Source organism: Shewanella sp. 553 (assembly GCF_059338375.1).
The window spans coordinates 322,778-335,033 of sequence record NZ_CM181701.1; the positions used below are offsets into that span (position 1 = coordinate 322,778).

11 protein-coding genes are annotated in these 12,256 nt (G+C 46.5%); 7 read left to right on the plus strand and 4 right to left on the minus strand.

The annotated features are described in order from the left end of the window. Positions 1–38: 38 nt before the first annotated feature. Positions 39–1,565 (minus strand): leucyl aminopeptidase, encoded by a 1,527-nt coding sequence (locus AC5YBZ_RS01510; protein WP_494520269.1) that lies wholly within the window; start codon positions 1,563–1,565, stop codon positions 39–41. Positions 1,566–2,119: 554 nt separating this feature from the next. Here AC5YBZ_RS01510 and AC5YBZ_RS01515 point away from each other — a divergent pair. From AC5YBZ_RS01515 to AC5YBZ_RS01540, 6 genes are all read left to right on the plus strand, one after another. After that, positions 2,120–2,509 (plus strand): hypothetical protein, encoded by a 390-nt coding sequence (locus AC5YBZ_RS01515; RefSeq protein ID WP_494543329.1) that lies wholly within the window; start codon positions 2,120–2,122, stop codon positions 2,507–2,509. Between the two features lie 349 nt (positions 2,510–2,858). Then, positions 2,859–5,012 (plus strand): protein-disulfide reductase DsbD family protein, encoded by a 2,154-nt coding sequence (locus tag AC5YBZ_RS01520; protein ID WP_494543330.1) that lies wholly within the window; start codon positions 2,859–2,861, stop codon positions 5,010–5,012. Then, positions 5,009–5,533, plus strand: a complete 525-nt coding sequence (locus AC5YBZ_RS01525; protein ID WP_475515163.1) for a protein disulfide oxidoreductase — start codon at positions 5,009–5,011, stop codon at positions 5,531–5,533. Before AC5YBZ_RS01520 ends, AC5YBZ_RS01525 begins: the two co-directional genes overlap by 4 nt. A gap of 510 nt (positions 5,534–6,043) precedes the next feature. Next, positions 6,044–7,267, plus strand: coding sequence for a tyrosine-type recombinase/integrase (locus AC5YBZ_RS01530; RefSeq protein ID WP_475515162.1), 1,224 nt, complete (start codon positions 6,044–6,046; stop codon positions 7,265–7,267). A gap of 187 nt (positions 7,268–7,454) precedes the next feature. Further along, positions 7,455–7,730 (plus strand): helix-turn-helix domain-containing protein, encoded by a 276-nt coding sequence (locus AC5YBZ_RS01535; protein WP_475515161.1) that lies wholly within the window; start codon positions 7,455–7,457, stop codon positions 7,728–7,730. Beyond that, complete coding sequence (locus tag AC5YBZ_RS01540; RefSeq protein ID WP_475515160.1) at positions 7,730–9,064, plus strand: type II toxin-antitoxin system HipA family toxin; 1,335 nt, start codon at positions 7,730–7,732, stop codon at positions 9,062–9,064. Before AC5YBZ_RS01535 ends, AC5YBZ_RS01540 begins: the two co-directional genes overlap by 1 nt. Positions 9,065–9,098: 34 nt before the next feature. Here the strand turns inward: AC5YBZ_RS01540 and AC5YBZ_RS01545 are convergent, their stop codons facing one another. After that, a complete protein-coding gene (locus AC5YBZ_RS01545; RefSeq protein ID WP_475515159.1) occupies positions 9,099–9,965 on the minus strand; it encodes a hypothetical protein in 867 nt (288 codons plus the stop codon). Between the two features lie 278 nt (positions 9,966–10,243). Here AC5YBZ_RS01545 and AC5YBZ_RS01550 point away from each other — a divergent pair, with 278 nt between their 5' ends. Beyond that, complete coding sequence (locus AC5YBZ_RS01550; protein ID WP_494543331.1) at positions 10,244–10,396, plus strand: hypothetical protein; 153 nt, start codon at positions 10,244–10,246, stop codon at positions 10,394–10,396. 386 nt (positions 10,397–10,782) lie between these two features. Here AC5YBZ_RS01550 and AC5YBZ_RS01555 read toward each other — a convergent pair whose 3' ends face one another. Next, positions 10,783–11,436, minus strand: a complete 654-nt coding sequence (locus AC5YBZ_RS01555) for a YagK/YfjJ domain-containing protein (RefSeq protein WP_494543332.1) — start codon at positions 11,434–11,436, stop codon at positions 10,783–10,785. A gap of 428 nt (positions 11,437–11,864) precedes the next feature. Continuing rightward, positions 11,865–12,104 carry an AlpA family phage regulatory protein gene (locus tag AC5YBZ_RS01560; RefSeq protein ID WP_475515613.1) on the minus strand — a complete coding sequence of 80 codons (240 nt, stop codon included), beginning with the start codon at positions 12,102–12,104 and terminating at the stop codon, positions 11,865–11,867. Positions 12,105–12,256 lie beyond the last annotated feature (152 nt).

Below are 12,256 nucleotides of genomic sequence, written 5' to 3' on the forward strand. Positions count from 1 at the left end.
GCCTTATTATCAATGGGGCGTGCTTAGTGTGTTCTGAGTTATTGGTCTCGATTCATGATCCAATGGCTTAACAGACGTACACCGTGACCAGTGCCACCCTTAGGCGTGATCCCTTCATCTTTGGCTGCGAGTGCACTGCCAGCGATATCCAAATGGGCCCATGTAGTGTCACCACTGAACTGTTTCAAAAATACTGCCGCCGTGGACGCACCGGGGCCGCCATAGCCGGCATTTTTTAAATCGGCAATGGGACTCTTTAATAGATCCTCATAGGCTAGAGGTAGTCGCCACAACTTTTCATCGACGGTATGCCCAGAGAAGGTTAACTCATCGACTAAGGTGTCATCGTCACTAAAGATAGCGGTATAGCGTTTGCCCAGCGCACGCACTTTTGAGCCAGTTAAGGTGGCGATGTCCACCATGACTTGTGGCTGATAGTGGTGGCGGGCATACCACATACCATCGGCGAGAACTAATCTGCCCTCAGCATCGGTATTGAGTACTTCAACGCTTAAACCTTCGGCGGTTATCACGACATCACCCGGCGCAAAAGCGGTATCTGACACCATGTTGGCTGCCATTGCCATCACGCCGACCACATTGACATCAGCTTGCTGCAGGGCCATTGCTTTAATGGTACCCAATACGGTCGCTGCACCAGCCATATCCGATTTCATACGTGAGATAGAGTCGCCGGTGGCTTTTATGTTATAGCCACCAGAGTCGAAGGTGATCCCTTTGCCGACAAGGGCGATGGGGGTATCATCATTACCCGGCCAGTGAGCCACCACTAAACGTGCTCCCTCCTTCGAGCCACGACCCACCGCGTGCAAGGCGCCCATACCGAGCTGTTCAATCTGCTTGGGCTCTAAGATGGTGATCTTTACCCCGAGTTTTTTGAGTTCTTGGGCCGCGTTGGTAAAATCGACAGGTGTCATGGCACTGGGAACTTCTGAGGTGAGATCGCGAGCTAAAAAGACGCCTTTTTCAATGGCGGCAAGCTGTTGGTAGCGCTTGTCAGTGGCTGCGGGATTATCGACACTAATCTGGTAGTGCTTCTCGGCTGGCTTTTTCTCGGTTAGGTATTTATCAAATTGATAGGCGCGTAAGTTAATCCCGTGGGCCAGTTCTGCGGCGAAACTAACATTGCTGCTAGCATCGCTAAGCCCCGAGGTGAGAATAGATATCGCTTGGTTTTGGCTATCACCAAAGTAGGCCGTAATGCTAGCACCTAGCTTGTTAACATCACCAGGCGTCATGCCATTGTTGTCACCGATCCCCATGACGATGAGCCGTTGGATATCGAGTCCTTGTGGCATTAACACTTCCACGGTTTGCCCCATCTCTCCGCTGAAGTTTTTTAGCTGTAGTGCAGCTGAGATCCGTTGTTGAGATAATGCATCTAGGCGAGTTAAATCACTGGATGCGTGCTCACCCGTTTGAAATACCACCAAGGTATCTTGAGTTTCTGGCTGTGGCATAAAGTCGAACGTCTCTGCTTGTGCAGTTGTTCCCCATAAGCCAAGGGTCAGTGCGGTGGTGATCAGATTTTTTTTAGTTAACATAATATCCTCTAGTGCCAATCGAGCCCGATAGGTTGTTGTATTTTTTACTTGAGTTGGCGTGTGCTTAACTTGACAATTTTCTTATTATGGCCAGTAGCATGTAATGAAAAGATGTCACTGTAATTTAACAGAGGGGATAACTTTCATCATGAGTTGCCACATGGCGGGTAAGTTTACAAAATAAACATGAGTCGAAACTTAAGTTACCCCTAACCTGACTTGTTAATATGCTGTTTTTAATTTGAAATCTTAGATAACCAAGTGTCTGTGGTTGCTAGGCTATGTTACAGACCGCGTGAGCGCAATGTATGCGGCATTATCTTGCCATGTGCAACTATAGAGTCATTAGCGGGCAACTAAGCCCACTGGCAAAATAATTTGAATGGGGTCGAACTATTGCTACACTCCGGCGGTCATATCCATCACTATATTGAAACCAACCCGTTTTACCTGCACTATCAAACACAACAAAACGTTTATGTGCGTTATTAACCCCAAGAGAGATTGCTATTTTTAAGTTAGCGACTAAGCAAACAGGTAGTTTATGGGGCACAATGGTCTTTACCATTTTGACCCTGCTCTGTTTGACCCAAAATAGTGGAATGCTTAACTTGCTGCTCAAAGAGATGAGCGCGCAAACCGATTCGGCTACAGCGGTGACAAGCGTTAATTCTGTTGCAAGCAGCACGCTTACGCTTGGTAATATCGATGGCCCGTCATCGGCTACAGCGTCTGGCACGGCTCAGGTAAAGCCATGTGAGTTGTCGGAAAAGTCGATGCGTCTCGGTAGCGATAGCAACGATCTGACCCCGTTATTGATCTTACTGTGTTTACTGCCTCTTTTTCCCCTGACTTTTCGCGTGTTTACGCGTTTACCTCTACTTCAGGTTTACCAGGCTAAACCTCGGCGAATACACCTGACGCTCTGTCGCTTTCAAGAATGAAAACAACTTATTAATCATGTTGATAGGTGAGTATGTGTCGATGTGTCAGTTGTCACTCCCTTTCGCGTTATTACGCGAGATTGAGTCATTGCAGCATCCCCAAATTAGCACTCCTCCTATCTGACTTTTTGATACCGATCTTCTATCGCATCGCTGAATGCTAAGTCATATCGACGTGTAGCTCGTAGCGTAAGCCCGAGTATAGAAGTGACCTAATGCTAAGTATTACTGCTGTATCACCTAAATGAGCTGAATCGAGAATATCAGAGTGATTAGCCGTTATGCTGACCAAAGAGATTAAATATATGTTATTGAATAATAATTATTTTATTCACAATCAGGGGACGAAATGAGTCATTTAAAATCCCTATTAACGACCTGCTGGATATTCGTTTTATTGTTAGCGAGTCCATCGTTGCTCGCGGCGTCAACCGGATGGTTAGTTAATGATAATCATCCGCCCGCCAAGGTACGTTTGATGCTGACTGGTAAGGTGGATGTTAGCACTCGTACCTTACCAGCCGTGTTAGAAGTACAGCTGGATGGCGATTGGAAAACCTACTGGCGTAGCCCTGGAGAGGGAGGGATCGCGCCTTCTATCAAGTGGGATAATTCGAGCAATTTACAACAGGTGGATTGGGCATGGCCAGCGCCCGAGCAGTTTTCGTTATTAGGGCTGCAAACCTTCGGCTATAGCGGCAATACCACGTTTCCGCTAACCCTGACCTTGGCAGAACTTGCAGAGCCCACGGCCCTGCGCGGTAAAGTGACGCTGTCGACTTGTACCACCATCTGCGTGCTGACGGATTATCACATTAGCCTAGATTTTAACGCTAATAACTTACCAGCAGACACGGATGCCATGCTTGCTTACAACAAGGCGGTGTCACTGGTACCGCAAAAGGTGGTCACGCCAGCAGCCATGACATTGGGGTGGGATGAAAGGCAAGGCATACTCGAAGTGCGACTGAGCGATGTTCACTGGCAACAGCCGATGGTGATTATCGATGGCGAGCCAGATACCACATTTAAGCTGGTAAGCCTTAAGCGCGCAGAGAGTGATGCAGGCGGTGAGCAACTGGTTGCGCTGTTCAGTGGCACGAGCTGGCTTGGTGAGCCAGCCCTGTTGGGGCAATCGCTTAACGTCACGGTTGTCGATAGTGAGCGTGCGCTGGAATATGCTGCCAAGGTCACCCCCACAGTTGTAATGCAGGAGGGAGGCTCACTGTTTAACATGATCCTGCTAGCGCTTATCGGGGGATTGATCTTAAACGTCATGCCCTGCGTGTTGCCTGTATTGGGGATGAAGTTGAGCTCTGTGATTGCGGCACCTGAGCTGAAACGCAAACAAATTCGACAACAGTTTATCGCCTCAGCACTGGGCATTTTAGTCTCTTTCTGGTTATTGGCAGGTTTTATCTTAATGCTTAAGTTTACTGGCCAAGCCATTGGTTGGGGGGTGCAGTTCCAAAATCCTTGGTTTATCGGCTTCATGGCGCTGGTGACCACTGTCTTTGCCTTTAATATGTTAGGTGTATTTGAGATCGCCTTACCTGCGAGTGTACAAACCAAGTTGGCGACAACCGGTGGCAATGATAATCGAGGCCACTTTTTACAGGGCATGTTTGCCACTTTACTTGCAACTCCGTGCAGTGCGCCTTTCTTAGGAACCGTAGTGGCCTTTGCCTTAGGCGCCGATGTGCTGAGTTTGTTGGTCATCTTTACTGCATTGGCTGTGGGCATGGCATTGCCTTGGTTGATCGTGGCGGCGTTTCCGCAAGTGGCAACCTACCTCCCAAAACCCGGTCGCTGGATGAATACGGTAAAGATCCTGTTCTCAGGCATGCTACTGCTGACCAGTTTATGGCTGATTAGCCTATTAGCTAATTTTATCGATGCCTTGTATCTGTGGCCGCTAGCCGGTCTTATCACACTGACATTTATGCTGTTTATGGCTAAAAAATATGGCGCTATTGCCATTGTTAGCTGTTTCAGTGTCGGCATCATGTTGTCGGCGCTACTAGGCTTTATGACAGTAAATCAGTGGGCTAAGCCTTTGCCAGCAGATTTAGCATGGACACCGCTGGATCAACAGGTGATCGATCAACTGGTCGCCCAAGGTAGGACAGTCTTTGTCGATGTGACCGCAGATTGGTGCATCACCTGCAAGGCCAATAAGATTGGCGTGATCTTACAAGACCCGGTTTACAGCAAATTGCAACAGCCGCATATGCTACCGATGCAAGGCGATTGGACGGAGGCGTCAGCGCCAATTACTCGTTATCTTCAGCGTCATAACCGTTTTGGGGTGCCATTTAACATGGTATATGGCCCTGGTGCGCCACAAGGAATTGAATTACCAGAGATTCTAACGAGTGACTTAGTGATCGAGGCAATCGATAAGGCGTCCATGTTACCCAGATTATCCGCAGATGCTCAACCCAAGGTAGTTCAAGACAAATTAGAGCTCAGCTTAGCGAAAATACCAAGGAGTAACATATGACTAGCGAACAGTCATCCACCCCATTGTTTAAGCGATTATGGGGTGGAGTTAAGACAATTGCACTCTGGTTAGTGTTAGCCATGGTGTTAACTGGTGTCATGGATATGTGGCGTGGTAAAGATATTCCACGGGATAATTTACCAGAACTCAAGGGGATAACCCTAGCAGGGCAGGCGGTGGATATTGCGACGCTAAGCCAAGAGCAAGCGGTACTGGTTTACTTTTGGGGCACTTGGTGCCCCGTATGTAACTTTGTCAGTCCGGCGGTCAATCAAATGTCGGCTTATTTTCCTGTGGTAACGGTGGCCATGAACTCGGGTGAAGATGATAAGTTAGCAAAATATCTTCAACATCAAGAATATGGATTCGACACCATTAACGACAAGGATAATAGCATCGCCCGTACCTGGTCGTTGCAGGCCACCCCCACACTGATGGTATTTAAAGAGGGGGAGCTGAAATATTACACCACAGGCTTTACCAGTCTGCCCGGTATGTGGTGGCGCATGCTCTTAGCCTAACCATAGCTGTTTGCCGCTGGCAAAGCGCTCAAGGCATTGATACGTCTTTCGTTAAGGTTATATTGACTTGAGCGTGCTAGCGACAAACAGCATCACTTCATCGCGGTAAGCACGGCTGCTTCGTAAAATAAACAGATAGATAGCGCCATTATGTAGAGAGTCGAGGGCAACTCTTGTGACGTGATCTCAGCGGTGGGAGTTACCGATTAGAGCGTGTAAGGGGACAATTATGTGCAATAGATAGCAAAACGGGCTTCCCATTTCTGGAAAACCCGTTCTGATACAGCTGGTTAAGAATTACTTCTTAGTTCATGCCGTAGATCGCACTTTGCTGTTTTCAGTGGTTTTGGTAGGTATCTGTTTGTCATAAGTTTTTCTTAGTTATCAACAGTTAAGGGGGGGTTGCTGTCTTCATTGGTATTGGTTGGTTTCGGTCGCTATGGTTAGATGGGGGTACATATGGGGGTACATGGAATTTCGCCATTTACCCGATAAAATGAGCCTAAAATTATGCTGTATGAAACCACATTGCGCGCCTTAAATGGCAAGCCTCAACCTCAAATGAAAGAGTTAACCGATGGCAAAGGGCTCGGGGTGCGAGTCTCTAAACTGGGCAAAGTAAGCTTCCAGTTTCGCTATAAAATCTATGGTAAAAATAAACGTATGGATCTAGGTGGATATCCCGAACTGTCGCTCAGGCAGGCAAGGGATATCGTTGATGAGTGTCGCTCATGGCTTGCAGAAGGGCATGATCCTAAATTAAAGCGCAGCATGAGCAGGGAGAAGACCCTAGCGCCTGTGACCGTTCAGCAGGCTTTAGAGTATTGGATTGATAACTACGCTAGAGATAATCGCATCCACGTCGATAAAACAATCACTCAATTTCAGCGTCATATCTATCCCGCTATTGGTCACTTCCCGTTAGAGCAAACCGAAACGAGGCACTGGATAGAATGTTTTGACCGCATTCGGCGTGGAATAAAAGGTAAACGAAAGCCTGCACCCGTCGCAGCAGGGCAAATACTGCAAAATGCCAAGCAAGCCTTAAGATTTTGTCGCGTTAGACGCTACGCTATCAGTCGCGAGCTTGATGACTTAATTGCCTCTGACGTTGGTCAAAAACAAAGGCAGAAAGATAGGGTGTTGTCTGATGTTGAGGTATACGACTTAATTCACTCAATCCAAAAGCGTGAAGGCGCTTTTTATATGCGTTACCTGTGCCAGCTATTGCTGGTGTTTGGTGCGAGAACCCAAGAGTTGCGCCTATCAAGGTTTGACGAGTGGGATTTAGAGCGTGACCTATGGACAGTGCCTAAAGCCCATAGCAAAACTAACAAAATTATTATTAGGCCTATCCCCGCCAAAGTGAAGCCGATCATTGCGTTTTTGTATAAACGCCATGGTGACTCGGGCTATCTATTGGGTACCTTAAAGAGTGGTGAAACGGTGAGCTGTTCTGGTGGATTACTGTATAAGCGATTAAAGCATAAAGAGTCGTGGTCGCTCCATGATTTACGTCGAACCTTCACCACTAAGCTCAATGATCTTGGGGTCGCCCCTTACGTCGTTGAGCAACTATTAGGGCATTCGTTAGGTGGTGTGATGGCTATCTATAATCGCAGCCAGTACCTGCCAGAAAAGCTCGCTGCATTAAATATGTGGTGTGAGTGGCTAGATAGGTTAGCAAACCCAATTGATAACGTCGTGCTTATCAACTCCGCTAGGGCTGGTTAGTCCAAAAGTGAATGTTACATGTTCAAGATTCTTACCTGCTATAGCGTGTAAATTTCTTTTAACGGCTATAGCGTGTAAAGTCGATTTTAACGGTTATAGCGTGTAAATATTGATTTACCTGTTATAGCGTGTAAATTAATAGGTGATCTTGGTCATTGATTGAAAGGCACTATATGAAGGGCAGCGTATGAAAGTGACGACTACAAAACAGTTAAGCAATTATCTAAAAGATACGCGTTTATCGATGAAGCTTTCACAAAGCAAAGTGGCTAGCAAAGTGGGTATAAGGCAAGACACAGTGTCGAGCTTTGAGCATAATCCAGATTCGACAAAGCTTGAAACGCTGTTTAAGCTACTGTCATCACTCAACCTCGAATTAGAGGTTAAGCCCAGAGCGTCCCAAGCCGACCCATCTGATCCTAGCACCTTATCAAGCCATAAAGATTGGCAAGAGGATTGGTGATGGCGATATTAGACGTTTATATGAACGGTTATCGGGTGGGGGAGTTTACTAAGACATCCACGGGTGCCCATCACTTTAAGTATGATGAGGAGTGGCTGAGCTTAGCTGGAAGTCGTCCCATATCGCTGTCTATGCCGCTGCGTCATCAAGCCTATAAAGGTGATGAGGTATATAACTTTTTTGATAACTTGCTTCCCGATAATCCCGATGTGCGTAACCGAATCGTTGCTCGTCATAAGGCGGCTTCATCACAGCCTTTTGACTTATTGGCTAAAATTGGTCAGGACAGTGTAGGTGCGCTGCAATTAGTCTCTCATGGGCAAGCGCCCCATAACATTAAGCAGATTGACTATAAGCCGCTTTCAGATGCAGCCCTAGAACAGGTATTGAAAGGCTATATGTCGGGTATTCCGTTAGGTATGCTACGGGAGCAAGATGACTTTAGGATCTCAATAGCGGGGGCACAGGAAAAAACCGCACTGCTAAATGCTAACGGACAATGGCGCTTGCCTATTCACGCCACACCAACCACACATATCATTAAGCTGCCTATAGGCACCATAAAGAGCCATTCATACACTATCGATATGTCAGATAGCGTGGAAAACGAATATCTGTGTATGAAGGTCGCAGAGGCGTTTGGCCTAGTGGTGGCACAATGCCACATCCTGCATGTTGGGGATATTAAGGCGCTCGTAGTTGAACGGTTTGATAGGCGCTATGCCCAAGATGCCAGCTGGATCATGCGTCTGCCTCAAGAGGATTTTTGTCAGGTACTCAATGTGCCACCAGCCAAGAAGTATGAGAGCGATGGTGGCCCAGATATTCAGGCCATCATGACTGAACTATTGGGTTCAACCAATCCTGAGCGTGACCGATACGACTTCATGAAAGCTCAAGTGCTGTTTTGGTTATTGGGCGCTATAGATGGACACGCTAAAAACTTCTCAATCTTTATTGAGGCTGGTGGCGGTTATCGTCTAACGCCTCTGTATGACATTTTATCCATCTATCCCGCCATTGGTGGCCAAGGGCTCAATATACGCGATGCTAAGCTCGCCATGTCGCTAAAAGCCAGCAAGGGTAAAAAGGCTCAGCTGGATAAAATATTCCCAAGGCATTTTATTCAAACGGCCAAAGCCGTTGGTTTTGATACAGACGCCATGGCCAACATCATGATAGAGATGGCAGACATGCTTGATGTTGTCATTATGAAGGTCAAAGCAGAGCTTCCTGAAGGCTTCCCTGCTCACATTCGAGACGCGATATTCGATGGCTTAAAATCACGCGGAGCACGTTTGACCCTTGATAATATTTGGCAGGCTTGCGGTTAAGCTAAACGCTGCGCGCCAGCTTAGTCACTAACACCTAGTAAACGATGCCATATTGCTCCGATGCGCAGCCATAGCAAACAATGGCATCGGTATCGAAATCAACAAATGACGCTAAATCCATCGCGTCGCCATCATTGCAGCTTACTTTGCAGTGGTAACAAGGGGCGGGATATCGTTGCTCAGCTTCAAGCTTAAGCCTTAATGCATTCACTTCATCGAGTGTTGCACTCAGCGGCAGGGTGTCGATCATTTCATCGCAGGGGAAGGGGGTATGCGGGTGTGGCCAATCGGTAGATGAGATATAGAACTCGATTTGCTCTTCACCTTTAAACACGCTCACAACGTCACCATAGCGAGATATACGATCGACTAAGCGAGTATCGAAGGATTGCTTAAAAGTCGCTGAGCATGGCTGGTGGGCGCTCTGCTTATCGCTATTGGTATGATTAGCAGTGCTAGCGCAAGTATCACTATTGCAAAGCTCGGCGGATACTAACTGCTTACAGTTACGACAAATCATAAATAGTTGCGACTCATCGAGGCGACGATAGATCGCATTAAAGGTGTTCCCTAGGAGGTTTAAGTTAGGATTGAGCTTGGTGTGAATGGTCTTGCTATCACAGCCCGTCGCGCTGTGGATATGCGCGGTTAGCGTAAATCGCTCTGGTAGTAACTCGATCGAGTAGAGCACTTGCTCGGTGATAGGTCGATTAATACTGTCAATGAGGGTCGGCTCTTGCCGCTCATGTGGACAATAGTCATAGATAGCATTTGGCTTAAAGACATGTGTTTTATGGCGTAGCACTGATGATAAGCGCGTGATTAACGCCTCATCGCCACTTACGCTAATGGCGTTTTGGGCGAGCAGCGAGCGTACCGTTGGGATTAAATCGGCCTTCATACACGTTATCCTTAAAGTGGTGAATTCACCGTTATTATCGTCAAAGTCATTGTTAACAAAGTCATTTGCCACCTTCATAGTACCGATATTGGCTCAGCTAAAGCAAAAGATAATAAAGAGGAGTTGTTATCGTACGTGCTCGAAAAGCTCAATGAAGCATTTGCTAATGAAAACCTATCCGATGGCGATTTGATTAATACCGTCCATAAGTGGAGTGAGAAGGTTCGCGAGAACGAAACCGTGATGGCGCAAATCAAGCACAACTCTGGGCTCAAGCCATGCTAGGCGACTTCCCTGTTGCGAGTGATGAGGCGGTGATTGCTAGTTCAAGCGCCGAGCAAGAGATGATGATGAAGTATCTCAGCGACCCCGCTACTCGCCAAAGTGTATTAGAGGTTATGTTTGATATGTTGAATGGGCAGAGGGCTTAAGCGTGGGCGTTACAGATTAATGCTACTTGCTTTTACTGTATTAAGGCGTAATGACGGCGATTATAACAATCGTTCTACTGCTGGCGGCTGAAAGTCATCGTTGCTTTATTTCTGTTCGTCAATAAGAGGACGTTACTTTAATTACACTCGCGAGTGATCACTGTCATGATCACTTTTTTTGATCACGCTGATGTTTGATCAGTTACTATCGATGCGACTGCAACTTAATGCCAATAAGTCAAGGTGTTACCTATGGCTGGTAGTTTTAGTGCGGGATAAAATGATGAGTGATCATAAAAACGTCGATACGGTTGACATTTCATTAACATTTTTCGGAGTAAAATAACGGGTTGCGCATAATCGCGCGGGGAGGCTGAAAGTTGATCTCATCTAGCCTTGGATTTTAGTCGGCTAAAATTGTGGCTTTTCGTTTTGACAGGAAGGTCAGTCTTGCCCTTGTTTTTAGCGAGGTAGCTAAGCCTATAAAATGCGGCTTGCTGACTACTTAAATCGTTTCTTAATACCATGTAGCTGCAATTATAAGGGAAATGGATAGTGATATTTATTAGCAGTTTCATTGCCGCTTTGACGACGTTAAACGTCGTGTAGGTGTTTCTCACTTTTTGGCCGTTAAGCATGACAAAACAGTGGTAATGGCATTTTTCGCTATGGCTATTTTGCTCCCTAACCCAACCGAAACCAACTTCAGATTGGTAACGAGATTCTAATTTTTTTGTTATGTAGCGACTTAGTTTGCCTATCTCTTTATTATCCTCTGGCGAGTCGTATAGCGCCACATCAAAGCGGATCATGAATAGCTTGGAGTGCATAGTGAGGTAGCTCATACAATAGTGATAGAGCTTGTTTAATAATCTATGGTTCAATCCGTCGGGGAACGCCATCACTCGCCACGCCTTGCCATCAAGCGTCGTATCAATAGCACTGCCAGCATAGTCAAAGTGAGTCCCATAATGGCTGCGAGAGTGCTTGTTATACAAACGCTCAATTTGATGATTAGGCGTACCTAAGCTTAAAGACATAATAATATTTAAAACCTAGTGTAATTAACGACCAAGCAGGGCTAAAAGGCTTTTGCAATGGTCTTTGGGGGTTGTTGCTTTCAATTTTGGCGCTGCGATAAAGTGCATTAACAGCCCAACTTGTTTCATCTTGATTGGATAAAAAGGGCAACCTAATTGCCCTAGTCGATCAAGTCGCTATGGCTATTTATATTGAGCTTCCCATTTCTTATATTCGGACAGTCGCACTTGCCACCTATTTTGTGACTTATAGGCTCTAGGGGCGTCCTTTGAGCTTCTTAGCCACTCTCGGACTGTCTTAGGGCTTCGGTTTAATCTCACCGCTATTTGAGCGGTTGATAAGCTTGGTTCAGGGGTGAAGTTAGCCGCGATACGTTGGCAGGGTTTGGCTCTGTTTTTATTGCTATCAACTTGAGTGTTGGTGTGCTTCATAGGTTTTCCTCCTTCAGCTCAATCACAGGTCGTGAATGAATCCACGCTAGTACCTCGGTTAATTTCCAGTGATTGGTGTTGACACTTTGCTTAATGCGCTTAGGGAAGCGACCTTGACGCTCTAGTTGGAAGGCATGGGCTCGACTAACAGCGGTAAGAAATTGTCTCTGTTGTTCGTTGATAAGGGGAGTGCCCGACTCAAGGTGACAGGGGGGAGTAAACAAGTTGTTATTCATCTTTACCTCTATAGCAGTTGTTTTAGTAGAGGCTAGGATTTTCACGAGTTAGCAAGTCAAAACAAAATTTACGGGGGTTTTAGCGTTTTTAATGGTTTTGGTGGGGCTTAAATAGGATAAAAGGGCGCTGGTGGTGTTCCACCAGCGCCCTA

Bases quoted from the DNA above. Each gene is read 5' to 3' on its own strand.
- AC5YBZ_RS01510 (WP_494520269.1), bottom strand. From the start codon at position 1,565: ATGTTAACTAAAAAAAATCTGATCACCACCGCACTGACCCTTGGCTTA.
- AC5YBZ_RS01515 (WP_494543329.1), top strand. From the start codon at position 2,120: ATGGTCTTTACCATTTTGACCCTGCTCTGTTTGACCCAAAATAGTGGA.
- AC5YBZ_RS01520 (WP_494543330.1), top strand. From the start codon at position 2,859: ATGAGTCATTTAAAATCCCTATTAACGACCTGCTGGATATTCGTTTTA.
- AC5YBZ_RS01525 (WP_475515163.1), top strand. From the start codon at position 5,009: ATGACTAGCGAACAGTCATCCACCCCATTGTTTAAGCGATTATGGGGT.
- AC5YBZ_RS01530 (WP_475515162.1), top strand. From the start codon at position 6,044: ATGCTGTATGAAACCACATTGCGCGCCTTAAATGGCAAGCCTCAACCT.
- AC5YBZ_RS01535 (WP_475515161.1), top strand. From the start codon at position 7,455: ATGAAAGTGACGACTACAAAACAGTTAAGCAATTATCTAAAAGATACG.
- AC5YBZ_RS01540 (WP_475515160.1), top strand. From the start codon at position 7,730: ATGGCGATATTAGACGTTTATATGAACGGTTATCGGGTGGGGGAGTTT.
- AC5YBZ_RS01545 (WP_475515159.1), bottom strand. From the start codon at position 9,965: ATGAAGGCCGATTTAATCCCAACGGTACGCTCGCTGCTCGCCCAAAAC.
- AC5YBZ_RS01550 (WP_494543331.1), top strand. From the start codon at position 10,244: ATGCTAGGCGACTTCCCTGTTGCGAGTGATGAGGCGGTGATTGCTAGT.
- AC5YBZ_RS01555 (WP_494543332.1), bottom strand. From the start codon at position 11,436: ATGTCTTTAAGCTTAGGTACGCCTAATCATCAAATTGAGCGTTTGTAT.
- AC5YBZ_RS01560 (WP_475515613.1), bottom strand. From the start codon at position 12,104: ATGAATAACAACTTGTTTACTCCCCCCTGTCACCTTGAGTCGGGCACT.